General features: G+C 31.9%; 25 protein-coding genes. 6 read left to right on the top strand and 19 right to left on the bottom strand.

What is annotated here, in order from left to right; genetic code table 11:
• Window positions 1-76: 76 nt before the first annotated feature.
• Window positions 77-901 carry an AraC family transcriptional regulator gene (locus tag A5819_RS04540; RefSeq protein WP_086277136.1) on the bottom strand — a complete coding sequence of 275 codons (825 nt, stop codon included), beginning with the start codon at window positions 899-901 and terminating at the stop codon, window positions 77-79.
• Window positions 902-1,055: 154 nt separating this feature from the next.
• Between A5819_RS04540 and A5819_RS04545 the strand changes: the two genes are divergently transcribed.
• Genes A5819_RS04545 through A5819_RS04560 form a run of 4 tightly spaced genes read left to right on the top strand, consistent with a single transcriptional unit; the run spans window position 1,056 to window position 6,251 of the window.
• A complete protein-coding gene (locus A5819_RS04545; protein ID WP_086277139.1) occupies window positions 1,056-3,251 on the top strand; it encodes an alpha-galactosidase in 2,196 nt (731 codons plus the stop codon).
• Window positions 3,252-3,265: 14 nt separating this feature from the next.
• Entirely contained in the window at window positions 3,266-4,528 is a 1,263-nt protein-coding gene (locus tag A5819_RS04550) for an extracellular solute-binding protein (RefSeq protein WP_086277142.1), read from the top strand.
• A gap of 8 nt (window positions 4,529-4,536) precedes the next feature.
• On the top strand, window positions 4,537-5,409 hold the full coding sequence (locus tag A5819_RS04555) for a carbohydrate ABC transporter permease (protein WP_086277145.1): 873 nt from the start codon (window positions 4,537-4,539) through the stop codon (window positions 5,407-5,409).
• Between the two features lie 11 nt (window positions 5,410-5,420).
• Window positions 5,421-6,251: a carbohydrate ABC transporter permease gene (locus A5819_RS04560; protein ID WP_086277148.1), complete on the top strand. Its 831-nt coding sequence runs from the start codon at window positions 5,421-5,423 to the stop codon at window positions 6,249-6,251.
• A 123-nt stretch (window positions 6,252-6,374) separates the two neighbouring features.
• Here the strand turns inward: A5819_RS04560 and A5819_RS04565 are convergent, their stop codons facing one another.
• On the bottom strand, window positions 6,375-7,583 hold the full coding sequence (locus A5819_RS04565) for a YgcG family protein (protein WP_086277151.1): 1,209 nt from the start codon (window positions 7,581-7,583) through the stop codon (window positions 6,375-6,377).
• Between the two features lie 1,242 nt (window positions 7,584-8,825).
• A complete protein-coding gene (locus tag A5819_RS04570) occupies window positions 8,826-9,209 on the bottom strand; it encodes a DoxX family protein (RefSeq protein WP_254907220.1) in 384 nt (127 codons plus the stop codon).
• 505 nt (window positions 9,210-9,714) lie between these two features.
• On the opposite strand from A5819_RS04570, the gene A5819_RS04580 reads away from it, so the two are divergent.
• Window positions 9,715-10,068 (top strand): helix-turn-helix domain-containing protein, encoded by a 354-nt coding sequence (locus tag A5819_RS04580; RefSeq protein ID WP_086277159.1) that lies wholly within the window; start codon window positions 9,715-9,717, stop codon window positions 10,066-10,068.
• 391 nt (window positions 10,069-10,459) lie between these two features.
• On the opposite strand, the gene A5819_RS04585 is transcribed toward A5819_RS04580, so the two are convergent.
• The 14 genes from A5819_RS04585 to A5819_RS04650 all read right to left on the bottom strand — a co-directional run bounded on the left by A5819_RS04585 (window position 10,460) and on the right by A5819_RS04650 (window position 19,556).
• Window positions 10,460-10,711 carry a DUF960 family protein gene (locus A5819_RS04585; protein WP_086277162.1) on the bottom strand — a complete coding sequence of 84 codons (252 nt, stop codon included), beginning with the start codon at window positions 10,709-10,711 and terminating at the stop codon, window positions 10,460-10,462.
• Window positions 10,712-10,844: 133 nt separating this feature from the next.
• Window positions 10,845-11,090, bottom strand: coding sequence for a hypothetical protein (locus tag A5819_RS04590; RefSeq protein WP_086277165.1), 246 nt, complete (start codon window positions 11,088-11,090; stop codon window positions 10,845-10,847).
• A 69-nt stretch (window positions 11,091-11,159) separates the two neighbouring features.
• Window positions 11,160-11,438 carry a hypothetical protein gene (locus tag A5819_RS04595; protein ID WP_086277168.1) on the bottom strand — a complete coding sequence of 93 codons (279 nt, stop codon included), beginning with the start codon at window positions 11,436-11,438 and terminating at the stop codon, window positions 11,160-11,162.
• Window positions 11,439-11,442: 4 nt separating this feature from the next.
• Entirely contained in the window at window positions 11,443-11,766 is a 324-nt protein-coding gene (locus A5819_RS04600) for a hypothetical protein (RefSeq protein WP_086277171.1), read from the bottom strand.
• Window positions 11,767-11,779: 13 nt separating this feature from the next.
• Window positions 11,780-13,066: an Mbeg1-like protein gene (locus A5819_RS04605; protein ID WP_086277173.1), complete on the bottom strand. Its 1,287-nt coding sequence runs from the start codon at window positions 13,064-13,066 to the stop codon at window positions 11,780-11,782.
• On the bottom strand, window positions 13,059-13,463 hold the full coding sequence (locus tag A5819_RS04610) for a DUF1310 family protein (protein WP_086277175.1): 405 nt from the start codon (window positions 13,461-13,463) through the stop codon (window positions 13,059-13,061). The genes A5819_RS04605 and A5819_RS04610 overlap by 8 nt, the downstream gene beginning before the upstream one ends.
• A 429-nt stretch (window positions 13,464-13,892) precedes the next feature.
• On the bottom strand, window positions 13,893-14,783 hold the full coding sequence (locus tag A5819_RS04615; protein WP_086277177.1) for a helix-turn-helix domain-containing protein: 891 nt from the start codon (window positions 14,781-14,783) through the stop codon (window positions 13,893-13,895).
• Between the two features lie 543 nt (window positions 14,784-15,326).
• Window positions 15,327-15,536, bottom strand: a complete 210-nt coding sequence (locus tag A5819_RS18905) for a hypothetical protein (RefSeq protein WP_139843280.1) — start codon at window positions 15,534-15,536, stop codon at window positions 15,327-15,329.
• Window positions 15,537-15,775: 239 nt separating this feature from the next.
• The gene (locus tag A5819_RS04625) at window positions 15,776-16,216 is read right to left on the bottom strand and encodes a hypothetical protein (RefSeq protein ID WP_086353019.1); all 441 of its coding nucleotides are present in this window, start codon (window positions 16,214-16,216) and stop codon (window positions 15,776-15,778) included.
• A gap of 151 nt (window positions 16,217-16,367) precedes the next feature.
• Entirely contained in the window at window positions 16,368-16,604 is a 237-nt protein-coding gene (locus tag A5819_RS04630) for a hypothetical protein (protein WP_086277183.1), read from the bottom strand.
• Window positions 16,605-16,690: 86 nt separating this feature from the next.
• Window positions 16,691-17,671, bottom strand: coding sequence for a hypothetical protein (locus A5819_RS04635; RefSeq protein ID WP_086353020.1), 981 nt, complete (start codon window positions 17,669-17,671; stop codon window positions 16,691-16,693).
• Between the two features lie 133 nt (window positions 17,672-17,804).
• On the bottom strand, window positions 17,805-18,530 hold the full coding sequence (locus A5819_RS04640) for a hypothetical protein (RefSeq protein ID WP_086353021.1): 726 nt from the start codon (window positions 18,528-18,530) through the stop codon (window positions 17,805-17,807).
• Window positions 18,527-19,087, bottom strand: a complete 561-nt coding sequence (locus A5819_RS04645; RefSeq protein ID WP_086353022.1) for a 5-bromo-4-chloroindolyl phosphate hydrolysis family protein — start codon at window positions 19,085-19,087, stop codon at window positions 18,527-18,529. The genes A5819_RS04640 and A5819_RS04645 overlap by 4 nt, the downstream gene beginning before the upstream one ends.
• A gap of 55 nt (window positions 19,088-19,142) precedes the next feature.
• Window positions 19,143-19,556: a hypothetical protein gene (locus A5819_RS04650; protein WP_086277189.1), complete on the bottom strand. Its 414-nt coding sequence runs from the start codon at window positions 19,554-19,556 to the stop codon at window positions 19,143-19,145.
• Window positions 19,557-19,988: 432 nt separating this feature from the next.
• Here A5819_RS04650 and A5819_RS04655 point away from each other — a divergent pair, with 432 nt between their 5' ends.
• A complete protein-coding gene (locus tag A5819_RS04655) occupies window positions 19,989-21,203 on the top strand; it encodes a phospholipase D family protein (RefSeq protein ID WP_086277191.1) in 1,215 nt (404 codons plus the stop codon).
• Here A5819_RS04655 and A5819_RS04660 read toward each other — a convergent pair.
• Both A5819_RS04660 and A5819_RS04665 read right to left on the bottom strand, forming a co-directional pair.
• Complete coding sequence (locus A5819_RS04660; RefSeq protein WP_086353023.1) at window positions 21,192-23,492, bottom strand: hypothetical protein; 2,301 nt, start codon at window positions 23,490-23,492, stop codon at window positions 21,192-21,194. The two genes, A5819_RS04655 and A5819_RS04660, sit on opposite strands and share 12 nt — an antisense overlap.
• A partial coding sequence (locus A5819_RS04665) for an N-6 DNA methylase (RefSeq protein ID WP_217809025.1) occupies window positions 23,485-25,440 on the bottom strand: 1,956 nt, incomplete at its 5' end. The genes A5819_RS04665 and A5819_RS04660, both read right to left, overlap by 8 nt.

Genomic DNA, 25,440 nt, shown 5'->3' on the forward strand with positions numbered 1-25,440 from the left:
TTCTGTTTGCCTTCGGGAATCGCGATTGGGACTTGCTTAACCTTTTGTTAACTGGCTTTATCAAACACACAGAGTTTTATTTCTCCATTCGGAATTCCTGCGGCGATTTGCCAACAAGTCGTTTAAAGGCTTTTGAAAAAGTAAATTGATCTTTATAACCAACCAACCCAGCAATACTTTGCAAAGAATATTTGGTATCTTTTAGTAACTCCTTCGCTGTATCTATTCGTAAATTTAATAAATACTGTTGCGGACTAATTTCAGCAAATTTTTTGAAGACCGTATATAAATAACTACGTGATAAATGTAATGCAGCACCTACGTCTGTTACATTATAACCTTCCATTAGGTTTTCTTTCATTAGTTTTACGGCTTGCTCAAAATGTTCGTAGGAACTGGTATTGACCTGATCTTTTTTTGAAGGATACTCTTGAATTAAATAATGAAATGTTTGAAAAATTCTACTTTGAACTAATAAACGATTACTTAGATTTAATGGAGCATGTAGACTTTGAAATAGTTCGGCAAATTGTTCGGCAAATTGACTAGTTGCTACATCTTTTAAGTAATGTTTTTCCATAATTTGGCTCTGTAGTAAAATATCTCGAATACCGCTACCAGAAAAACCAATCCAACTATATTCCCATGGTTCTTGGTTATCAGCTTGGTAAAAACAAGGAACTGCCCTAGGTAAAATAAACACATCTCCTGCTTGCAAATGTGTCATACGATTGCCTGCACTAGCAAAGCTGCCTTTCCCCGATAAAATAAAATGCAAAACATAATAATCTCGTGTATTCTTTCCGGAATAAGCATAATCAGCCGGTGTTAACTCTCTTCCGTAAAACAAAACATTACAGTCAAAATGTTCAATACTAACTTTCTTGTATTCATATAACATCAGCTTTCCTCCTAAAATATGTCAAAATGTCTTGGTTACATTATGACATATTTCTCCCGCATTTGACCATGTTTTTATAAGAAAATTCTTGCTATGATTAGTCCATCAACTAGAAAGCGCTATCAAATTTCTAGATTAGGCAAGGAGTAGTTTTATGACCAATTTAATTTTTTACGATGCTGAACAACAAGTATTTCATTTAAAAAACCAGCAAATCAGCTACCTTTTAGCTGTAGAAGATTTTGGGTTGATTAGTCACCTCTATTTTGGAAAACAAGTAAACAGTTATCACAGCCAAAGAAAATACCCTAGAGTTGACCGCGGTTTTTCTGGAAACTTAGCAGGTGTTGAAGATCGTAGCTATTCACAAGATACATTATTGAGAGAATATAGCATGGCTGGTGAAGGTGACTATCGAGTCCCTGCTGCTAAAATTATGCAGACAGATGGTAGTTACGCTTTAAACTTTAAATTCACTGGCTTTGAAATGTTTCCCGGCAAACCAAAATTGATTGGCTTACCTTCTGCTTACGTTGAAGATAATATTGAGGCTGAAACCTTAGTTATCACTCTAATTGATGAAATCAGTAAGCTTGAATTAGCAACTTTTTATACAATTTACCGGGACCGCCCAGTAATCGCCCGCTCGATACAATTGAGAAATTTAAGTACCCAAAGTAGCAAAATTCATAAATTAGCTTCGATGCAATTGGATTTTCCTGATGAAGCATTCTCGGTTATCTCTTTACCAGGAGCCCATAATCAAGAACGTCAAGTACAAAAAGAAGCAATTGGTTACGGAATTAAAAAATTCAGTAGCCGACGTGGTTCTACAAGTCATCAAATGAACAATTTTATTGCCTTGGAAAAGGGAACGGCTGATGAATTTCAAGGTGAAGTTTTTGGTTTCAACTTAGTTTATTCTGGAAATCATGCATTCGAAATCGAAAAAGATCAAATCGGTCAGATTCGTTTAGTTGCAGGAATCAATGAAGAGGATTTTTCTTGGGAACTTTTATCTGGTGAAACCTTTCAAAGTCCTGAAGTTTTAATGGTCTACTCAGATCAAGGTTTGAATAAAATGAGTCAAACTTACCATGAGTTATTAACGAACCGCGTAGCTCGCGGTAACTATCGAAACAAAGAACGAGATATTTTGATCAATAACTGGGAAGCGACCTATTTTGATTTTACTGAAGAAAAATTAAGACCCCTTGTTGATACTGCAGCGGAAGTCGGAATCGAAATGTTTGTGCTGGACGATGGATGGTTTGGTGAACGAGACAGCGATACTAGTTCGTTAGGAGATTGGTTTGTAGATAAACGTAAATTCCCTAACGGATTATGTCATTTTGCTGATTATGTTCATCAAAAAGGCTTGAAATTTGGTCTATGGATGGAACCGGAAATGATTTCTATTGATTCTAACTTATATCGCGCACATCCCGATTTTTTAATGAGCTATCCTGAACGGATACCAGCACCTAGCCGCAGTCAGCATCTTTTAGATTTGGGCCGCAAGGAAGTACGAGAAAATATTTTAACTCAATTATCCGCAATTTTTGATGAAGGATATGTAGACTATGTGAAATGGGACATGAATCGCAGCATATCTGAAGTTTTCTCACATCAATTAGCGTCTGATAATCAAGGAGAGACTCTTCATCGTTATATCTTAGGTTTGTATGAACTATTAGAAGCATTGATCACGAAATATCCAGCTGTTTTATGGGAAGGCTGTTCTGGTGGCGGTGGACGTTTTGACAGTGGCATTTTACATTATATGCCACAATCTTGGACAAGTGATGATACTGATGCATTAGAACGTTTAAAGATACAATATGGTACCTCACTTGTATACCCACCTTCCTCTTTTACTTCTCATGTGTCAGCAATACCAAATCATCAAACTGGACGTAATGTCTCGTTAAATACGCGAGGAAATGCCGCGATGAGTTCGGTCTTTGGCTATGAATTAGATTTAACAACTTTCACAACAGACGAAAAACAAGCAGTTGCTGAACAAGTGGCTCTTTATAAAGACATTCGTCAAGTCGTACAATTTGGTAAATTTGCCCGTTTGAAAAATCCTTTTACTAGCAATGAATGTGCATGGCAATTTATTTCTCAAGAGCAGAATGAGGTTTTAGTTTTGGCTTTTAAAATTTTAACTCAAGGTCAGGAACCGTTCAGCTTATTGAAATTAACCGATTTAGACCCTACTAAGAAATACAAAACAGAGAATGGTCACATTTTTGGTGGTGATGAATTGATGAATCTCGGCTTTTATTTACCACAACAAACAGAAGATTTTTCTTCATGGATGTATCGCTTTAAGTGTATTAATTGATAGGAGTGAGAAAAATGAAGCTATCCAAAACTAAATGGCTACTAGCAACTGGGCTAGTCTTTGGACTATTTAGCCTAATCGCTTGCGATAATTCTAAAACGGGTACTAGCGACAAGGTCACCATCGAATATTTTAACCAAAAAAAAGAAATGTCCCAAGTTATTCAAGACATTGCAAAAGATTTTGAAGCAGAGAACCCAAAAATTCATGTTGACGTCATTGATGTCCCTAATGCTGGTGAGGTCATCAAAACTCGTGTGTTGGCAGGCGATGTTCCTGATGTGATCAACCTCTATCCTCAAAGTATCGAGTTGCGGGAATGGGCTCAAGCTGGTTATCTGGAAGATCTGACTAATGAGCCTTATCTAGAAAATATCAAAAATGATTATGCCAAACGCTTTGCTGTCAACGATAAAGTCTACAGTCTTCCTTTAACTGCTAATGTTTATGGTTTTTATTACAATAAAACGGCTTTCGATCAAATGAACTTAACCGCCCCAAAAACGTGGTCAGACTTTCAAAATTTAACTGCTACTATTGAAAAACAAGGCAAAGTCCCTTTTGCAATTGCAGGTGCTGAAGGCTGGAGCTTAAACGGTTATCACCAATTAGCCTTAGCAACAGTTGCTGGTGGTGGAAAAGAAGCAAATGACATCTGGCGTTTTTCAAAAGTTAACGGCATCTCCACAGATGCTCCTAACATGAAAAATGATTTCAACCGACTGGATTTATTAAGACAATCAGGTGCAATGCAACAAAACTGGCAAGGTGCTGGCTATAACGACACTGTTGTAACATTTACTAAAGGTGATGCTTTGATCATGCCAAACGGATCATGGGCAATGCCCATGATCAATTCCCAAAACCCTGACTTTGAAGTAGCGACTTTTCCTTTTCCAGCTGATAAGGAAGGTAAAAGTTTGACGATTGGTGCTGGTGATTTAGCCTTGTCGATCTCAGCGACTTCTGATCATAAAAAAGAGGCACGACAATTTATCAAATACATGACCACGCCAAAAGCAATGCAAAAATATTATGATGTAGATGGTTCTCCTTGTGCTGTAAAAGGTGTTATTGAACATAATACTGATTCCCCATTGAGTGGTTTAACAGAGTTAGCTTTTACTGATCGTCATTTAGTTTGGTTAGCGAAAGATTGGAACAGTGAAAATGATTTCTATACCTTAACTACAAATTATTTACACAATGGCAACAAAAAGATGATGGTTGATGCACTAAATGCTTTTTTCAATCCAATGAAAGCAGATGGAAAGTAGGGAGTTTTATGAAAATAAAGGACATTTTAAATCGTTATTGGGCAGTAATTTTCGTGGTGATTCCGATTATTTTACAAATCATCTTCTTTTATTTCCCGATGATTCAAGGAGCATTTTATAGCTTGACCAACTGGACTGGACTGACTTATAACTTTGAGTTTGTCGGATTAAACAATTACAAAATTCTTTTTTCAGATCCAAAATTTATTAAATCAATTGGGTTTACTCTCATTGTGACAATCTGTATGATTGTTGGCCAAATTGTTTTTGGAATTCTGATTGCTCGTGCCTTAAATAGCAAAATTAAAGGGCAAACATTTTTCAGAGCTTGGTTCTTTTTCCCCGCTGTTTTGTCTGGTATTGTGGTTTCTTTAGTCTTTAAACAAATTTTTAATTATGGTTTACCAACGATTGGTAAGACCTTAGGAATTGAATGGCTTCAAACTAGCCTTTTAGGAACTACTTTGGGTGCAATATTTGCGGTAATTTTTGTCCTTCTTTGGCAAGGAATTGCGATGCCAGTGATTATTTTCTTAGCAGGTTTTCAAAGTATTCCTCAGGAAATTATCGAAGCGGGGCATATGGATGGTGCCAACAATAAACAGATTTTCTGGAATATTGAACTCATCTACCTTTTACCAAGCCTTTCAATGGTCTTTATCATGGCGCTAAAAAGCGGATTGACAGCTTTCGACCAAATTTTCGCTTTAACAGGTGGCGGTCCAAATGATGCAACGACGTCTCTCGGATTACTTGTATATAATTATGCTTTTAAAAATAATCAATTTGGGTATGCAAATGCAATCGCCCTTGTCCTATTTATCTTGATCGCTATTATTTCGTTGGCTCAACTGAAGCTGTCGAAGAAATTTGAACTCTAGGAGGTTCTAAAATGAAAACATCGAAAGAAAAAAATGGTTCAAAATATTTGTTCTTGTTGTTAGGAGGTTTTTTGATTTTAGTGCCTTTATTAGCAACCCTTTTCAGTTCATTCAAAACCACACCCGACATCATGAACAATTTTTTTAGTTTGCCAAATCCGGCAACTCTTGATAATTTCAAACGACTCTTAAAAGATGGCATTGGTCATCATTTTCTAAACTCAGCACTCATCACACTGCTCTCCCTAATTGTCGTCACGGCAATTATTCCAATGGCTGCCTATTCATTGGCACGTAAAATGTCCAAAAGTAAAGCTTATGCTTTGATGTATTTGTTTTTAATCCTAGGAATTTTCGTCCCTTTTCAAGTCATCATGATTCCGATCACCGTTATGATGAGCCGCATTGGATTAGCCAATATGTGGGGATTGATTTTACTCTATTTAACGTATGCAATCCCTCAAACCTTGTTTTTATATGTAGGATTCATTAAATTAAATATTCCAATCAGCTTAGATGAAGCTGCTGAAATTGACGGTGCCAGCCGATTTACGACATATTTTAAAATTATTTTTCCTATGCTGAAACCAATGCATGCGACAGTGATTATTATCAATGCATTATGGTTCTGGAATGATTTCATGTTACCGTTACTTATTTTGAATCGTGATTCCAAGATGTGGACCTTGCCTTTATTCCAGTACAATTATACAGGTCAATACTTCAATGATTATGGCCCAAGTTTTGCTTCTTATACAATTGGTATTATCACTATCACGCTAGTCTATCTGGTTTTCCAAAGAAACATTATTGCAGGTATGAGCAATGGCGCTGTAAAATAATTGAAAAAGAGATTTTCTTTCTGAGTGGAATGAATATATATCAAATCGTAAAGTATCCCTATGTAATACCGCTACTATTGCATAGGAATACTTCACGCTTTAAAAGTTGTCACTTGCTACCTGTCACCACCCACCAGAAGCCCCTCCACCTCCAGATGAACCTCCGCCAAATGAATCGCTTGAAGAACCACTATCACTAGAAGAAGAACTATATGAAGCATAATCTCGTGTAATTAAGTAACCACCAGAATCATATAAACGATTTCCTACTAAAATAGTTGTCCCTTTACGCTTAGCACTTGGATGCTTCGACATGACTTGCCCAGTACTGATCATTTTTTTAAGACCACGAATAGTGAAAATAAAAATAGGAGCTGACAGGTACAAATAATAGATCTCTTTATCTAATAATTGATTCATTCTTTGCTTTAATTTCTTCGCTTGTATCACAAAAAAGGCTCCATTTAACAGGCAAATAAAAATAGAAACAACAAGAACAATAATTGCGGCTTTCGCATTACTTAATCGTTCTTTGGCATCCTCTATTTTCAAATCATATTCAGGCGTAATAGAACCAATTTGGGTGTATAGCTGATCTATGATACGATTAACGCCTTGATCATACGCTTTATCTTTAAAATCAGCTACCGTATCTTCATCATCAAGAATTGAACCAGCCTTTGCGTCTGACACTATAGTTTCTAACCCATAGCCTACCTCTATTCTAGTTTTACGATCATCAATTGACATCACATACAAAACACCATTATTTTTATCAGCTTGTCCAATCCCTAGTTGATTAAAGACCTCTGATGCAAAAGTCTCGATGGTCGTATATTCGGGTAACGATTGAACTGTTACAATCATGAATTGTTGTCCGTCGTTAAACTGAGAAAATTCTTTATTTATCTGATAAATTTTCTTTTTGGTATCATTTTTTAGCACTTTTGCATTATCTGAAACAAATATGTTATTGCGGTCAATAACTATTTCTTGACCATCCACTTCTACAATATAATTATCTTCATTGTTTGACCATCCACTTGTTAAACCAGCTTGCGTTTGTTCAAATTTTTTCAATTGGTCATCCGTTGCCGAGTGCTGAATTTTTTCTCTAAGTGCCAAACGTTCTTCTGTTAGCTCGTTTATTTGCTTTTTTGAGTCATTATAATCTGATATAGCTAACAACACTAATAAAAATAGTAGTATAGAAAATATAATCCCTATAACTAAGCTGAAACAAGCAATAACATATCCTATACTAAATCGTTTTTTATAGCGCTTATACCAATTTAACGAAACCGAACGTTGTTCCTTTTTCACTTTTTTCATTTACTTCCCCCTATAGATTCCTATCTATGATACGATTTTGCGTACCGCACGTAAATAATATTTGGAAAATTTACTACCACAGATTACGCTATATTTGGTCGATGAAGTTTATAAAAAATAGTACTTTTTCTTAAGTATCAAAAAGGGCTGCCCTACATTTATGTATATCTTTCATAATAATTTTTAGCCTTTTACTGATATACCTACAAAATAACAGTATAGAACATTGACTCTGACGAGGACATCAATTTAAACACCTCTAATAATACTTACATTTTCGATTGATAGCTAAATAAAGACCCACCCAATTTATTCATAAACGCCAATTGAATAAGCAAATGGACAGTATCTGACGAGTCAATGAAATCATTCTATACAGACCGCGTTTCTTTGGCTCCCTCTACATCATTAATCATCAATCAATGTTGAATTCTATTATAATGTAAGTCTTCTATTTCTTAATAGTACAATTTACTGTTACATTCTTTGTATTTTTTTGTTTAAATAGAATGCGTTTGTAAAGCTGCTATACCTCATTCTCGCCATTTTCAGAAATCCAAAGTAAGATTAGTTTACTCAATCCATTAATTACTGTATACAGTAATTATAATTGCTTATCCTTTCGATTACCATGATGTATTTAAAAACCTGAATTTTTGAGGAATAAACATGAATAAAATATAGTTTAAATTCCTTGGCCTTTTACTGGGTTTGACCACAATAATCCGCTTATTTTCCGCTGTTAGTATGGCTTAGAAAACGGATGATGCTGGTATTATTCTATTTCAAATAGCTGTATTTTTTTCTTTCACCATTCTACTTTCCCTTTATCTGAACAAAGTTGAGACTTATTTTATTAGTTCAAAACTTACAATAACATGGTCTGATAACTACAATCTTCTATACCCCAGATATTTTCAATTGGATACCTGGCATTGCTCCATTTCTTGTAAAGGTATAATAGTCAATAAAAAATAACTCTTCCTATCGATGAATTCATTCCACTAAATCACGATCCTTATCAAGATTAAATTCAAAAATTGCAGATACTCTAATAAGAGATTTTCTGGTTTTTTCTTTGGATTGCTTCCTAGCAAAACAGTTGGATAGAAAAAGAAACGTCTCAAACATTTTTTTCCTTAGATAGATTCCTCTTATAGACACAAAAATAGACCAATCCTTCTATGAATGATTGGTCTTCATGAATATAATATATTAAATAAAAGTTAGTTTGATTCAATTTTAGTTTAGTACAGGATACAAATTAATAATTTTCTTATTCCAGTGCGTAAGTATCATTGAAATACTTAGTACAATTATAATCACTTCTAATTCAATGCCCCCTACATAGCCTCTTTGAAATCCAAGTAAAACCATCGCCGTACCAATCTCAATAATGAAGCCCACAGCAACTATGGGAACAAGTACCCCAATAATCATCAAAATACCACCTACTATTTCAAGCAGTATCACTAACCAAGTCATTATTGACGGGATACCTAAACTAGAAAAAAATCCTATTGTTGCATTTAAATCTGTAATTTTAGATACTCCATGTATTCCCATTGTAAAACCTAGCATGATTCTTACTAATAAAATCCCAACTTCTGAATATCGTTTAGCCAATGTCATTCCTCCAAAATGTTATTTAGATGCTCACTTTATTGTATAATAAAAAAATAGCTTTTAACCTGTTTACTTTGCTCCAAATAGAATTACCTATTTTCGAGCTTACTGATTTATATGCGTCTAAGAAATCAGACCATATTGAAATTGTTGAGTCTATGCTGAATCAGTGTAGAAACTTCCAGCTTCACCCAAAACTAGTAACCGGATTTTGCTTCTATACAAACTATCATTTAGGTGATGTACTCTCGTATTATGTTGAGAAAGAGTTTCTAATACCCAGGTACCAAAATCATTCGCTACGACATCAAATTTCTGTAAATCTCCCATTAGTAATTTGCCATTTCTCACTTGAACCCATCACTACCACTCTTACAATAAAACCTCCCATTCTTTAAATTAATTTTTGTAAATCTATGCTATAATTATATTACGTACATTTCAAAAAACAAGTACGTTTTTTTATAATAGTTACTATCTTTTTAGGTAGTTAGGAGGAAAATTAATGGCTAAAGTTCAAGATTTATATGGTGTTTGTCCTTATTTTACTAGTCAAAAAATTTTATCAGGCAAGTGGGCTATCCTAATTCTACATCACTTAGACGGTGAAACACTACGTTTCAGTGAACTAGAAAAACGTCTAGGAAAAATAACACAAAGTACACTTACAAAACAGTTGAGAGCACTTGAAGAAAATAATTTAATTAACAGAAAGGTATACAATCAAGTACCTCCAAAAGTAGAATACTCATTAAGCGAATTAGGCATTCTATTTAAACCTGTACTAGCTAGTTTAGCGATTTGGGGAAATTCATATATTGACTATCTAAATAAAGAAAAAAGTAATCAGAATAGCTAAAACTTTTTTCTTAGCTTTGTTAGTATACTAATACTTTATGTGGACTACTGTTCAGTTCCGAAAATTTTCCACTTAGTTATCTTAAAGCCTTATAGATTAAACGAATTAACTAGTCATTCAGTATGACATTTATCAATAATTCTCTTGAAAATAGTCTTTTTTTTGTATCGACAAATTTCACCGCATCATTTTTATCTTGTAATTTTAAACTAAGAATATCGTTGCATCAGCATTTATATACAAAAAAATTCATTTGTGATTCGGTTCAGTGTGTCAGAAAGGGATACTATTTAGTCAGTCCTAATCATCTTAACAGTATAAATGCTTGGTACATAAATTCTTATGCAATTCACTTATTTTACAGTTGGAAAGTTGACTTTAACTTTTTAATTTATAAATAAGTTGGTAAAAATCCTTTATAGGTATGATAATCAATAAAAAATGGTTTTTCTTGTCGATGAATCACTTCAATTGCTTGGCGTTGGTTATCTGGATTGAACTCAAAGATTTGTAAATAGTCCAACTCTGTTTCAGCCCCACTTCTTTTTTGGTCAATCAAATCCCAGCAATATAATTGGATTTCTTTTTGTACTTGTTCATTCACTCCCTTCGTGATGTAACGATTTTCTTTGTTATCGAACATTTTATTCCCTCCTTGAAACACAAAAATAGACCAACCACCATTTAAGATGATTGATCTTCATAGATATAATATATACTTATTTTTAAGTTAAATACATCAGTTTACTCAAGATACAAAACAGAACCAGCTTCTTTCATTGGTTGTTATACTTTTCATAAATAACGTATATAATTGCCATAATCACGGCAAATGGAATAGTTAGCATTAGTCCAGCAATCCCCCATATAAAACAAGCCAATGGATAGGCACCTAATCCATTTTCGCTTGAATCTAGATTAGGAAAAATACTAAAAAGAAATAAAAAAATTGCAGGTATGATTATGAGTATCACTATATTAATAGCAAATAATACTTGGCTTACAAGAAAAATTTTTTTCATTTGTTGCCCCTTTATGGTTTGTTCTAGAGCACTTGTCGCAGGAGTAATGAAATTTCGGGAAAATACCTATTAAAAAGAATCTAACGTTTGTTTTTGTTCCTCAAATACTTGCGTTACCTTCTTACTAAATTGACCTCTCACTGATTCTTGAAAGGAGCTTCCAGTTGAATTAATCATCGAAGATGCTTCACTCATCCCTTTTTCTCCTTTTGTTTTGACTGATTCTTTATCCGTGTTCATTTGGGCACTTGCACTTTTTCCCAGTCCACGTAGCGCTATTTTTTGACTTTCTTTTCGGAACGCTTTTTCCCGTGCTTTTTGTTCCCGTTCTTTTGCTTCTTTTGACACCCCTTTAGCCCCCCTGTTGGATTAATTTTTGACGTTTCTTTCGATAATCAGATTCCGCTTCGTCTTGTTGCTGAATCAAGTTTTTTCGTTCTTGGGTTAATTCTTCCAAGTAATTCGCTTCATTGCGTTGTAATTCTCGTTGTATATCCATTAACGAATCCATAGAACGCTCTCTTTTCCCCACCACTTGCCGTACTTGATACAACAATTCTTGCGTATAATCTTCTCCATTTCGGAGATATTCTTTTACTCTATCTTCTTGCTCCTCCAACTCCACTCTAGTTCTCTGATAATTTTGGAATAATTCTTCTTCTGCATCTATAGTCATTTTTATTTCTCCTCTATGAAACAAGCCCTTTTAATTGGTTTGCTAGTTCTTTGTCTCTTTGAACAAGCTCATTGATTTTACTTCGTATTTCTTGCACTAATTGTTGGAATTTTTCAGCTATTTTTTGGGCTTTATTTATCTTTTCTTTATACTCATTTACGGGTCCTGTCACAATACTTTGTTCTGTACAACCACCTTCTGCTAAGGCAGATTTGATTTCTCCTTCAGATAAATCAGTCCCAATCGATCGAGCATCCGTTAATGTTTCTGTCCATAATTTTTCTGCGTTTTGTATGCCTGTTTGATACACGATCACAACTGATAACATCGCGGTTTCAAATTCTGAGGAAGCATGGCTCACAACCGCTAAGGCTTGACTATCATCTAAATAAATTTGTTCACCAGATGACAGACCCCCACCACTTGCCGTGAATTTCTTCTTTAATTGTTCTAAGTTCTTCACTTGCTCACGCATAATCAACATATTATAAGCATGTTTGGCTTGTTGGAATTGTACTAACGATTCCTTCGTTACTTGTAGGTTTCCGTTCTTAAACTGATACCCACCCCACATATGTTGGTCAATCATTCCTGTTTTCTTTGAATCAATAAAAATAAGCATTCCTACATGTGACAATTTAATGTTCCAATCTGTATGTCTATATCCAATGGGAACAATATCTTTTTCATCTACGAAATTAAAGATACGATCTTTTAACTGAGCCACTCGCTTTCGTTGCTTTTCTGTCATCATACAGTAAGCATTCGGTCCTTGATAAAGAAAGGCCCCATTCACTCGGTTTAACTTATCTTTTGAATCCAATGCTCCTAAAGCATATTGGGCATTTGAAGAAGCTTGAGAATGACCATACACATCAAAACGAGCATTTGAATACTTTTCCATCGCATTATTCAGCGTTTCAGCAGAAGATTTCATTTGTTTGGTCGGATCAAATATAGTATTCGGTTTCTTATAACTTTTCTCAATATTATTTAAGATTTGTTTGTTATTGTCCCACCAATCACGCCTCACTTCTCCAGCTTGACTGCCTATTTTCTCTGGACTTGTAGAACCTTGATACAGCACAGTTACGTTATTCACCTCAGACGGTTTTTGTATTTTGGGATTACCGTCAGTGATGATAAAAGCCTGTTCCCCTGTTTTTTTATCATTTACTACTTTTGATACATAGCCTATTTTTGTATTTCTATCATCAATGTATACAGGTTCGCCTTCTTTATAGTCATCATATTCATTTTTAGCAATATCAACCCGTTGCTTATCTGAGTAATTAGTCATTATTCATATTCTCTTTCTCTAACATATCTTCCAAAGGCATTGACCCTCCACCAGAACTGTTAGTTAATCTCCCATTTTCTTTTTGATCTAAAGTCACTCGAATATACAATTGATTATCATCATTGATAATCAATTTAAGCATTATTCCTCCCATAGGATTATGTTTCACACTATCATAATCTACTTTATAGGATTTAATTATTCCATCTGAAGTCAAAGCTTTTGAATCTGCATTTTTTAATGTTTTTTCATAAACTTGTTTTGCCTGACCACTATTTACCACATTTAACATCTCATCTTTAAATCGTTTGTTATCCATATACACTTTTCCTCCGATACCTAGAATAATAATTAAAACTATTCCTACTACTCTTACTATAAATTTTCTTTTAGTCATCCTTTACACCTCATCATTAATAAGTAAACTATAACATACTTGCAAAATGAATACATTCGTTATTTAAATAGCTAGTAGACATAATCCCGATTAACCACAGCAGCGTCTGTAGCCCACCTATTAAATACAAGCTTTTACTTGATAAATTTAGCTGAAAAGCGTCTGTCAGACGGTCAGTAAAGTTCCTTGACAAGTTGTGAATCTTTTTTTGTTTCTGATACTGAAGAACTCCTTCGTTTAGTTTACTCTCTTATTATTTTCCAATAAGTATAGTTTAACAAAAGTAAGAGTAAGAATACAGACCATTTGGTAAAAAGTAATTTCTCATGAGAAATAAAACAGCGTATGACTATAAAACTGACATTATTTACAATTTGAGTAAAAAGACTATAAATAATGTGGTTGATGGTTTTTCTATCCGAATGTAGATTACAGATCCGCTTGAATAAAGATCGGAACATCTTTGCTTTCTGAAAGGATCGAGCAAACTTCTCGCTCAATACTTTTCACAAAATTCTGCTCTCCGAGCTTCGTTAATAAATGGATATAGTCGTAAATATTTTCTTTATAACTATCGTCACCAGTAATTAAATAACTTGTCAAATTATCCAAGTACTGAATGACTAATTTGTAGTCAAACGTAAGATTGCCTTCTTTTGTAGAGGCTAATCTTAAGTAATAATGACTTTCTTCATATTCTTTTTTACGTAGTAAAGTTGTGATTAAAATGTTTATCATGTTTTTAATAAATTCTGTTGTCTCCACATTTCTGACTTCAATATCTTTAACAGGTAACGCTTTTTTAGCTAGGTGCTTGATTTGCTTATTGTTAAATAGAAAAATTGTATTGGATAATACAGCGTAATCATACTGAAAAAAATACTCTTTTTCCATGAGAAGTTCATAGATTTGGTTTAACTCTTCTTGACCTACAGGAAAAACCTCTTTCCAAAAATTAGAGAACAATGTTTTTATCCCGATAAAATTTGCCATTTCCCTAGGATGCATTTCTTTAGAAAAGGTTAATTGGTTGTAGTAGTTAAGTAGCTCTCGCTTACTTAACTTATCAGTTGGATCATTACCACACTGTTTAAACAGTCTACGATACTTTTTTTGTTCCATGCTATCTTCTAAATATTCTGAAAATTCGTCTAGTGGAATAGAGAAACGTTCTAAAATATCTGTTAACTCAGAAAATCTTAAAATCTTTTTTCCTGTTTCAATTTTTGAATAGACAGAAGTATCAGTATGTGTAAGAATATCTTTTTGCTTTAAATTTTTATTTTTTCTAAAAAAATAAAGTGCTTCTTCTACATTCATTATAATTCCACTCCCCTTTTGTATAAGTATAGCATATTATTATATATAAATTGTCTGAAATATCCTATTTTTGAAAGGAGGGATCGCTATGATTACAGTTGCTGCTGCAGTTACTATTTCGGTTTTTATTTGGGTTAATATTTAATTAAACTGCAATTTTATGAAATAACTGTTTAGTTATTTTACTAGACACCCCTTGTATCTTTTTAATGCAAGGGGTGTTTAAATAATTGAGCGCAATATAGCTTTTTCCTATGCTAATCAAGTAATTTGGGAATCATGATGATTGCTTCAGTCCTTATGTTTGGTTAGGGCTAATATCTCGATCAAATACCAACAATGTAATTGAATGTCTTTTCAGACTGCCTTACTCAGTCACTCCTCTCGTTATTAGTATTAAAATATAATCGTCCCAATTTGAACAAAAATTAGACCAACCATCACTTAAGATGATTGACCTTCTTAGAAATAATTTATATTTACATTGCCCAGTTAATAACAACTAAACTCGTTTAACACAAAGCGTTTCTCATTTTTCCTATTTCAATTCATTCTTTTGTCCTTCTTTGCTAAGTCTATCCATGTCCAAATAAATGAGTAGCCATTCGCTAGTAAAAATAAACTATCCACAAAAATATAAATGGGATCTGTTTTAATATATATCTCCCAGTTCATAGCCGTCATTAAAACGAATAATAAAAAAACACCTAACCAAATGATTGTTAACACACTAGCGCCTATACTCTTTATCATTGCACTTACTCTTCTACTTAGCCATATTTTTCTTAACAGTAGTACTGCAATAAATAGAATGATAAAAGGAATTAGATTCATCATCAACGTAACTAGAATTACTAGATCATCAAAAAGTAAAAACACTAACACTATAATACCCAAAAGAATAAGTGGCATCAATGCTATAAATAGCGGTTTATTACGACAATACAGATTATTTTTTTTCCAATGATTTATTTTTTTCGTTACCGAATCCATTATTGAAGACCTTGCAATAGTCCATACAATCCGATAATGAGTAAACTTATTCCACCTAACATTTTTAATGGTAGACTGCCATTGCGATAAGAAACGCCACCTTCATCGCCATAAATTTTTATATCCTGATCAACCAAAAGAATTATTGCCCACATAAAAGTGAACGATCCAACAAAATTACAATAAAACTTCTTCAAACGATTTCGACTGCTAGACTTAAACCTTATAAATGGAGTAACACAGAGTCCGATAGGAGCAAGATAAACAAATAATAATAATCCAGCCGTTAGTATGACAAACCAAAAATACGCTCCTGAAAATAAATAGTATTGAACTACTTGCCATGTACCAATAATTGCTAACACAACCAAACAAAAGAAACTTATTAACTTATACCTAACCGATAATTCTTGTCCAATTCTAGATGCAAAATTTTTCATTGGTTCATTAATAGAATACATCCGATATAAACAGGCAAACACTAAAGAATATACCAAGTATGGTACACATATATGCAAAAAACAAAAAGAATGGGGCCATAATTTCTCCTACTCTATTATTTTTCTTCTTCTAAAAAATTGACTCTGACCGTTATTTTACCAGAATCGTGGTATCAATCGTGTAAGGTAAAGCTTGCTCTCTTAAATTTGCTATAATATCATTCATTTTCACTGTATCTCCTACCAGTATACTTTCTACTACCGACAAGTTTCCTTTAGTCATTTTTTCCATATCATAACTGATTAATAGAGAATATTCTTCCTTATCTATTAATTTTAAGACGAGTACATTTTTATCTAAAATAGCTAATTCCTTATCAGCACTCAATAAAAATATTATTTAATCTCCTAGTTGACATAACTGCCATTAAGAAAATGGCAGTCAATATTCTTATCAAAAATAATTTAATAACTTTATTTTTTTTGCAATTCAAATGTGCTGTCTATAAAAGTCAGCAATGATTGCTTACCATTATATAGTTGAGAAAATATATCTATTTCTTTTAAATTACTAGTCACAGAAGCATTCACATCGTTATCTACAGTCAACCGGCCATAACAAATTTTAGATTCTTGTACATAAACACCTGTTCCATCAGGAAAAATCCAATATTTATAAAGTGTTAAATAAGTACTAGGAATTTCATTCTCATTATTATCAAACATACTATGGTTTATACTAGAATTAATAATTATTCCTGTTTGTGCTTGACCTACATTGGTCAGAGGTAACACCTCATAAAAAGCCCCTTTTTCTTTCATTACTTGTACATTCAAATTATCTAAGAGATTATCAGATATATAAACACTAATATAACTATCCGTTTGATATGCTGTATCTGTATAATAAGTTGTTTTCTTAGTTTCCTGATCATAATCATCTAGATATTTCGTTATTTGAAATTTATAAGTAGCAAGAGAATCAACACTTGCTACATGAAATTTATCCATCGACTCTTCTTTCGCTTTTATTGATAAACTATTAAAAGAACCTTTATCTATAGTGTAATTATTATTTTTTATTTTTAATATATAACCATTTCCAAAATCAATATTTCCATTTATCATTTTAGGGCTATAACTTTTTACGTTATCATAATTCGGTTTATGTTCCAGTTTTAAGCCTTTTTCCTTCAAAACTAACGTGTCCGTATAATCAAGGGACTCATTCAATTCCTCCATATTTCTATTGTAGGTCTCGATAGATGAGTTAAAATTTGTTATCATATCATGTAATTGTTTAGGGAAAATCAATACGGTTAATAATAACACACTACTAATCAATAATAATCCTATAATAAATAAGCTTTTATATTTTCTATTTATAAAGAACGAGACCTTTGGCTTTTCAAATAATTCATCGAATTTCTTAGAAAATAAATTCTCTTTACTCATTTTATAAACTCCTCAAGTACATTATTATCTTCTCCAATTTGTTCTTTTAATTTATTAAAATCTGTCTCTATATTTTGACAAGTTAATAATAGAAGTTCTTCACTGTTATGTTCGTCTAAATTTACTTTATCCATTACTGTGTATAAAGTAGGTAAATTTCTATATAAAAATAAATCATAATATAATAGTTCTGTCTCTTATACACATCTAGATGTGTATAAGAGACAGCTTGTACATTCAAATTATCTAAGAGATTATCAGATATATAAACACTAATATAACTATCCGTTTGATATGCTGTATCTGTATAATAAGTTGTTTTCTTAGTTTCCTGATCATAATCATCTAGATATTTCGTTATTTGAAATTTATAAGTAGCAAGAGAATCAACACTTGCTACATGAAATTTATCCATCGACTCTTCTTTCGCTTTTATTGATAAACTATTAAAAGAACCTTTATCTATAGTGTAATTATTATTTTTTATTTTTAATATATAACCATTTCCAAAATCAATATTTCCATTTATCATTTTAGGGCTATAACTTTTTACGTTATCATAATTCGGTTTATGTTCCAGTTTTAAGCCTTTTTCCTTCAAAACTAACGTGTCCGTATAATCAAGGGACTCATTCAATTCCTCCATATTTCTATTGTAGGTCTCGATAGATGAGTTAAAATTTGTTATCATATCATGTAATTGTTTAGGGAAAATCAATACGGTTAATAATAACACACTACTAATCAATAATAATCCTATAATAAATAAGCTTTTATATTTTCTATTTATAAAGAACGAGACCTTTGGCTTTTCAAATAATTCATCGAATTTCTTAGAAAATAAATTCTCTTTACTCATTTTATAAACTCCTCAAGTACATTATTATCTTCTCCAATTTGTTCTTTTAATTTATTAAAATCTGTCTCTATATTTTGACAAGTTAATAATAGAAGTTCTTCACTGTTATGTTCGTCTAAATTTACTTTATCCATTACTGTGTATAAAGTAGGTAAATTTCTATATAAAAATAAATCATAATATAATAGGTCTTTAGGAAATTCCATTAAGTATTCAAAAATTTTTTTCGATTCAGCTACTGCTTTGGCTACCTTCCTTTGACTGTTATCATTTTTAACTAATTGAATTCTACTTTCAATACTATTAATGTAATCCCTCGTTGCTCTCATCTCTGATACAAATAACTTTAACTCCGAATCACTAAGAGCATTTTCTTTCACAAAAATTTTGATTTTTTCTTTTTGCATTTTTTTTAACTTTCTCATTTTTACTATTTGAGTTACAGACAAAAGTAATAGAATTACAAGTGTCACTATTGTAAAATAAAAATAATACATGATTTCTCCTTTAAACATTTTAATAGAGCCTACTAACGAATCTAAAAGTGGCTTACTCATTGAATCATTTTCTATTTTTAGAATAATTCTTCTTTATACTACCTAATTATAATTTTCAAAAATAATCCAACACATTATCTTTAGATACAAGAAAAACTTTTATACCTAATTGTTTAAGCGGTGTTTGTATCTCATTAATTTGTTTCTTATGCGTAGCATTATTAGGCAAAGCAATAGCAGAAATAGTATCTTTGCATTCTTGGTTTAAAACTTTTAGTGCGGCAACTACTGCTTTTCCAATATGATTTTTTACTTGATTATCATTAAATGGCTTACCATACCTAGCAGAATCTTTCATTGAAGAAGTTGCCCCTTTAGCTTCAATACAGATTTTGTTTCCATTTTTAAATGCCTCAATGTCAATTCCTATTTGTGTTGTAGTTGCGTATCTTTCTATTGTGTACCCTTGACTATTTAAATAGCTCATCATAATTTCAACTACTTCATTTTCGGTCAATAATTCATTCATTTACCTTAACCTGTTCCCTTCCCAACCTATATCTATCAACTTAAAAGAGTATTAGATTAGTATTATCTTTGCAAAAATACCCCTACTTATGATATGGTTCTGGGTAACGTAAGATGGTGATATTCGCAGAAGCCTACAGTATCAGGTATTCCTTAGATCTTTGATCTGAGTTCTATCATTCAAAAAATACATTATTTGTGAGATGCATGTCCGTATCGTAAGGGAATGATATTTGGAAAAATACCTTTTACATCTAGATAAATATCTAATAATCTCCCTTGAATTAATAGATAAAAAAGTATACTCTTTTTATAAGTACTTTAAGCAATTTTTCATCATCTCTATTTTCTTTTATCATAAAAACACAAAATATATAGATATATGTAACAGACTAATAACCTACAAAAATTATCTATAGAAGGAGCCTGCTATATGAAAATTCATAATCAACCTTTTGACGGAGCTTTTGGAGAGATTCTAATTGACTGGCTGAATAATTCTACAGGAGAGTTTTTTGCTATTTCTGCTTTTGCAAAAAATTCTGGAACGCTCTTGCTTGAAGATGCAATCAATAATTTTAGAAGCAGAGGAGGTATTGTTACTTTTGTAGTAGGAATTGATTTAGGCGGAACTTCAGTTGAAGCTTTAAAAAACCTTTTCCGTTTTTCAGACAATCTTTATGTAATACACTCTGAAAATAATATAACTTTTCATCACAAAATTTATGCATTAAAAAATAATGATGAATTCCATCTAGCTGTCGGTTCAAACAATTTAACGAAAGGAGGGTTATACAATAACTATGAATCATCATTAATATACAAAGAGGTATCAAAATCTAGTAAATTATCAAGTGATGCCAGCATACTTATAAATCGATTTGTTGATACTGCCAATAAAACTACGATGAAAATAAATGATGAAAAAGACATACAAGAACTGCAAAATAATGGCTATATTTCTTTAGAAAAAGAAATACAAATTGAAATAATAAAATCTCGTGCAATATCTTTCAAGAAAAAAAGTAATACTAGGCTATTTGGAAATGAGTCTTTCATTTCCAAAGAAATAAATCAACACAAAATATCCATTAATGAAAAAAATGACACAAAAAAAGCAATCCCTTCTGTTCCATTCTATTCACTAAAACAGAACGATATTTTTTGGTTTGAGGCTGGAAATCTTACTGGTGGTTCAAGAAATATATTAGATTTATCCAAAAGAGGTAAATTACAATCTGGTAGTGCAAATGAAACTATTTACTATTTGGATGAAAATAGTGTTCAAGGTGGAGTTCGCTTTTTTGGATTAGATCCTGAGACCCCTACCTCAAAGGATATAGTAATAAATTTTAACGGTAGTAATTATTTCCCAGCAACAATAAAGTATGCTGCTGGAAATTCTAATTGGAGGCTGCAAATTAAAGGAAAAAATGACAATAGCACCCCTTTAACAGCCGCTGTGGGATCTGATATGATTGGACAAATACTTTTATTTGAAAAGGTCCACGATACAAACTATATCATGAATATCATTCCTTATAATCACCTAGAGACATTAAAAGATAGTAGTCTATTTTGGGCAACAAACGGAAGAACAAATACTGGAAGAAAATTTGGCTATATAATAAAGGAACTAGAAGAATAATTCTAGTTCCTCATCAGAGTAGTAGGATTTAAAATATCCTGCTACTTTTTTCAATTCTTTCGTTTTCAAATCATATAGCTTTGCCAAAATTAGATCAATTTCAGCATTACATCTTTTAGAATCATTTCCCGTATATAGATAAACTTCCGTGGAAAATAAATTGTCCATTCTTTTATCGTTTCTATATAACCATGAGATTCTTGAATATAGATGTTCATAGATGGAAGCCTCTACTCCGTTGAACACAATTGTATCATCAAAAGATGAAACTTCTGGAACAGGAATATCTTTAATAACAGCTTGAGTCAAATCAATACCTGGCATTTTCATTCTTACAAAGTAATCAAATATTATACTATTAAATAGTCCTAAAATTATTATAGTTTCTTTGTCATTCATAGCTTGCAAGAATTGAATAGACTGAGCAGTAGGAACAAAAGGCATTACAGTTGCAAGCATTGTCCTCCTATTTGTCGTTGAAGTTAGACTACGCCACATGATTGTATATTGTTCACGATAGTGTTTTGATATCTTTTCCCAAAAATCTGTATTAATAAAGAATCTGGCTTCTGGGATTTCCCCATCCTTTACTTGTACAACAGCACTAGCTTTAGGCTTATACCTATCTTCTTCAAGCACTCCATCAAATGTAGCAAAACTCGGGTTATAACGCTCAATAAATTTACCCTCATATATTGGTAAGGCATCTGTGCATTCCTTTTTTATATATTCAGAATGGTTTGTTAAATGAACTAGCCTACCAAAAGAAACATCACTAAACACTTCTGAAAAACTTCGAAGCTTTTTATACATTTTTATTATGAAGTTAGCTTCTGATATGTTAGCAAAATTGGGTAGCATTTTATTTGTTGGATTAATCTGAGCAATAATTTTTTTATTTAATACTAAAATATCTTCTGAACTTTTGAAATCTTTAATATCTGAAATTCCACTCTTCAGTAAAAATTTTTCACTCTTAACTTGAGAAGAAATTACAAATGCAAATTCCTCTCTAGAATCTATAGCAAAGATTTTTTTAGTGTTACTAAAAATATCGACAGATGATAAATAATTATTTTCTGTCAAAAAACTAAACAAGTTCTTATTTGATGGTGTCTTAACCATTGAAGATTTGACTAATAGACCAACTACTCCAGTTGAGTTTAATAAGTTATAAGCTAATTCATAAAATAAATTATAGGTATTTAATTCCCCTTTCGTTGAATACTTTAAACTATAATTATTTTTAATTTCTAATTTTGCTATCTCGTAATCACTTTTTACGTCCGAATAGTATTGATAGTCACACTCATTATTATATTTAATTTTTTCTATTTCTTCAGCTCGCTCTTTCTTATTACTAAGACTTGAAATAATTGGATAAAAAGATTTAAAAAAAGTTCTTTCTTCAAATCTCACTTTTTCCCAAGGAGGATTCCCAATAACCAAATCAAACCCGCCTTTTGGAATAAAGCTCATATCTAAAGACATTGAACGATTATATACTCTATTTTCAAAAGCTAAAGTTTTCTTATCATCCACTGACATGCAATTTGGAAGTAACGGATTTCCTAATAATAAATGTAGCTTAGGTGAATCCTCTCCAAGTTCCATAGATACCATATGTTCACTAATTTTAAGAGCAGTAGGATCAACATCAATACCATAAATATTTTTTGCAAACTTCAATAAAATTTGTTTATCCGTTGTTATATACTTTTTTATAATCTTAATATAAGAGACGAGAAAAGTCCCTGCACCAACTGATAAATCAGCTACTTTTACATCTATCAACTTCTTCATTAATAGATTGACATCTTTTTTATGAAATAAAGATAATTTAAAATTTTTTCTCAGATATGAATTGACCGCTTTTTCAGTTAAGCTATCTGATAAGAAACTAGGTGTATAATATGATCCCAGATTATCTCTCTGATGTTTATTAATGGTAAAGCTATACTTTGTTCCATCCCAATGAATATCGTCAGCTAATAGGTACTGATATATTATAGATATATCTACATTACTCAAATTGATTTCAGTCATGCTATTTATTCGATTTTCAATTACTCCCATATCCAATAAAAAATCGTTTGAACTTCCACTAACTTCCCATTCTAGACTTAAAGATCTTCGAATGTAGAAAATGATTAAGTCTATTATTTCAAATATAAGTCTATTTTTTAGAGTAACTATATCCCGCCAAGAGCCTTTTCTAGTTTCATTAAGTTCTTTTTCAATTATTTTTTCAATTTGCCGCGTAATCTCTTCGTACCATTCATTACTCATATTCTATATAACCTTTTCCATTATAGATTTTTTTATGAAGAAACGGTTTATCAAAAAATATATTAGAATGTACACAGCTAAATCTATTTTCTAGCCATTCTTCTGCTATATTTTTCTCTATCAAAAATCTTTCACAAATGAATTGGATGATTTTTGAGCTTTCAACTTTTTTAAATTCAACACCAGTATTAATGTTATATTTCAAATATGTCAAGACGGAATTATGCATTATTAAATCAAAATATTTTTGTTTCATTAATACAAACTCTGATATATTTTCTTCAATTGTTTCAACTAACATTTTTGGATTAGTATTGAAATTTTTGGATAAAAACTCAAGAGAACCATCAATACCCAAATCATATTTGCTAACCCTAGTTTTATTTAATACTCCAATCCAATTTGTTATATCCTTCCATTTTTTATCAATATCCGAAATATCAATATTCTTCTTTTGTGAAATATTATATGCTGGAATCCCCATCTCCTCAAATAGTAGTTCAGTATCATTTTTCGAAATACCTGATTTTGCAAGAATAAAATCCTCAATACTTTTTTCTGATTCCAATTTTTGTAGCTCAAGCTTGAGCTCGTACACCATTAGCTGTTCCACTGCTTTATTAATTTTATTGGGCAATGTATCAAAATATTCATCAGAATACTCAATATTATTAGGCCTATTCATCAGAAATAATTTTTTTGATTCAACACATATTTTTGCTTGAGTAGCTAAATATCTAGACAAGGCCATCTCTTGTGTAATCGGAATATTAGCAATATATCCAGCTGCTATGGTCAACTTAGGTGATAATATTCTCATATAATAACTAGTAAGCCTACTATTTAATACAGCCATCACAGCATATTTATTTCCAGATTTAAAACGTATTCCTGGACCAGATGCTATGAATAACTGACTTGGCATAAGCAAGCGAACATTTAAACCACTAGTACCCGTATCACTAAAAACCAATTCAGTATCTGGGAAATATTTTACGTTTCTTAGTACTGAGCCTTTTTGATTTTTTATAAAAGCACCATCTATTCCCCATTTAACTACATACCTATTTAATCCCTGCCAACGTGAATAACCTCCACCTTTGCTTACTAATTTCCAATCATGATCACCAAAATGTTCCCAAAAATACCCAACTAATTTTTTACTATCTCCTGTTGAAGTACCTTGCATTGGAACAGCAAAATCTTTAATTTTTCCACCTGAATAATAAAAATCTTTAAATGTTTTGACATTCATAAAATCAAACCGCGAGTACTCATTATTAAACACATCACTTTGGTTAACATATATACCTTTATGATTTATACTACCTTCTATTTTTTCCTTTATTGACCGATTTTTTAAGCTTTGATAGTAAATTTTATTTTCATCGCTCTCTTGAAGTGATTCAAAAGTTAGCAAAGCAATACTTGATTTTTCACCTGTTATATCTAAAAATGCACCTGATCCTAAATCCAATATTTCATTAATACAATCCTTTCCCAAGAAATCTTTTCTGAAGTCTTCAAAGCTATTTAAAAACATCCAACTATTTTGCACAACCATAAATGCAGTGCCTTTTGCTGATAAAAACTGAGATACTTTATCAATAAATGCGACACACATATCGCTATTAGAATTAGGAAAGTTTTGTTTTAAAAAAGTATTTAGAGTCGAATCCATCCCTTTAATAGTTGCAAATGGAGGATTAGTAATTACAATTTCAAAGCGTCCAAGCAAACTAGATACCTTAATTTCTTCTCCAGTGAGCCTATTTTTGATGACGCAGTCATTGTCTAATGTACCAGTTAAAGTTGTTGATTTTGGATAGTATATCTCAGGTGTGATTGCTGACCATGTTTCAAAATCTATGTCAATATTTTGAATTGTTAATAATTCCAAACACTTTATCCTGATATTTAGAATTGTAATATACGCTAAGTTCTCATC

It is taken from the genome of Enterococcus sp. 7E2_DIV0204 (genome assembly GCF_002140855.1).
GTDB classification, from domain to species: Bacteria; Bacillota; Bacilli; order Lactobacillales; family Enterococcaceae; genus Enterococcus_L; species Enterococcus_L lemimoniae.

What these genes read in the sequence shown, in the direction of transcription:
- A5819_RS04640 (WP_086353021.1), bottom strand. Translation starts at nt 18,530, where the DNA reads ATGAGTAAAGAGAATTTATTTTCTAAGAAATTCGATGAATTATTTGAA.
- A5819_RS04560 (WP_086277148.1), top strand. Translation starts at nt 5,421, where the DNA reads ATGAAAACATCGAAAGAAAAAAATGGTTCAAAATATTTGTTCTTGTTG.
- A5819_RS04585 (WP_086277162.1), bottom strand. Translation starts at nt 10,711, where the DNA reads ATGTTCGATAACAAAGAAAATCGTTACATCACGAAGGGAGTGAATGAA.
- A5819_RS04660 (WP_086353023.1), bottom strand. Translation starts at nt 23,492, where the DNA reads ATGAGTAATGAATGGTACGAAGAGATTACGCGGCAAATTGAAAAAATA.
- A5819_RS04645 (WP_086353022.1), bottom strand. Translation starts at nt 19,087, where the DNA reads ATGAGTAAGCCACTTTTAGATTCGTTAGTAGGCTCTATTAAAATGTTT.
- A5819_RS04625 (WP_086353019.1), bottom strand. Translation starts at nt 16,216, where the DNA reads ATGAAAAATTTTGCATCTAGAATTGGACAAGAATTATCGGTTAGGTAT.
- A5819_RS04590 (WP_086277165.1), bottom strand. Translation starts at nt 11,090, where the DNA reads ATGAAAAAAATTTTTCTTGTAAGCCAAGTATTATTTGCTATTAATATA.
- A5819_RS04635 (WP_086353020.1), bottom strand. Translation starts at nt 17,671, where the DNA reads ATGAGTAAAGAGAATTTATTTTCTAAGAAATTCGATGAATTATTTGAA.
- A5819_RS04550 (WP_086277142.1), top strand. Translation starts at nt 3,266, where the DNA reads ATGAAGCTATCCAAAACTAAATGGCTACTAGCAACTGGGCTAGTCTTT.
- A5819_RS04610 (WP_086277175.1), bottom strand. Translation starts at nt 13,463, where the DNA reads ATGACTAAAAGAAAATTTATAGTAAGAGTAGTAGGAATAGTTTTAATT.
- A5819_RS04545 (WP_086277139.1), top strand. Translation starts at nt 1,056, where the DNA reads ATGACCAATTTAATTTTTTACGATGCTGAACAACAAGTATTTCATTTA.
- A5819_RS04580 (WP_086277159.1), top strand. Translation starts at nt 9,715, where the DNA reads ATGGCTAAAGTTCAAGATTTATATGGTGTTTGTCCTTATTTTACTAGT.
- A5819_RS04605 (WP_086277173.1), bottom strand. Translation starts at nt 13,066, where the DNA reads ATGACTAATTACTCAGATAAGCAACGGGTTGATATTGCTAAAAATGAA.
- A5819_RS04615 (WP_086277177.1), bottom strand. Translation starts at nt 14,783, where the DNA reads ATGAATGTAGAAGAAGCACTTTATTTTTTTAGAAAAAATAAAAATTTA.
- A5819_RS04650 (WP_086277189.1), bottom strand. Translation starts at nt 19,556, where the DNA reads ATGAATGAATTATTGACCGAAAATGAAGTAGTTGAAATTATGATGAGC.
- A5819_RS04555 (WP_086277145.1), top strand. Translation starts at nt 4,537, where the DNA reads ATGAAAATAAAGGACATTTTAAATCGTTATTGGGCAGTAATTTTCGTG.
- A5819_RS04540 (WP_086277136.1), bottom strand. Translation starts at nt 901, where the DNA reads ATGTTATATGAATACAAGAAAGTTAGTATTGAACATTTTGACTGTAAT.
- A5819_RS04600 (WP_086277171.1), bottom strand. Translation starts at nt 11,766, where the DNA reads ATGACTATAGATGCAGAAGAAGAATTATTCCAAAATTATCAGAGAACT.
- A5819_RS04655 (WP_086277191.1), top strand. Translation starts at nt 19,989, where the DNA reads ATGAAAATTCATAATCAACCTTTTGACGGAGCTTTTGGAGAGATTCTA.
- A5819_RS18905 (WP_139843280.1), bottom strand. Translation starts at nt 15,536, where the DNA reads ATGATAAAGAGTATAGGCGCTAGTGTGTTAACAATCATTTGGTTAGGT.
- A5819_RS04565 (WP_086277151.1), bottom strand. Translation starts at nt 7,583, where the DNA reads ATGAAAAAAGTGAAAAAGGAACAACGTTCGGTTTCGTTAAATTGGTAT.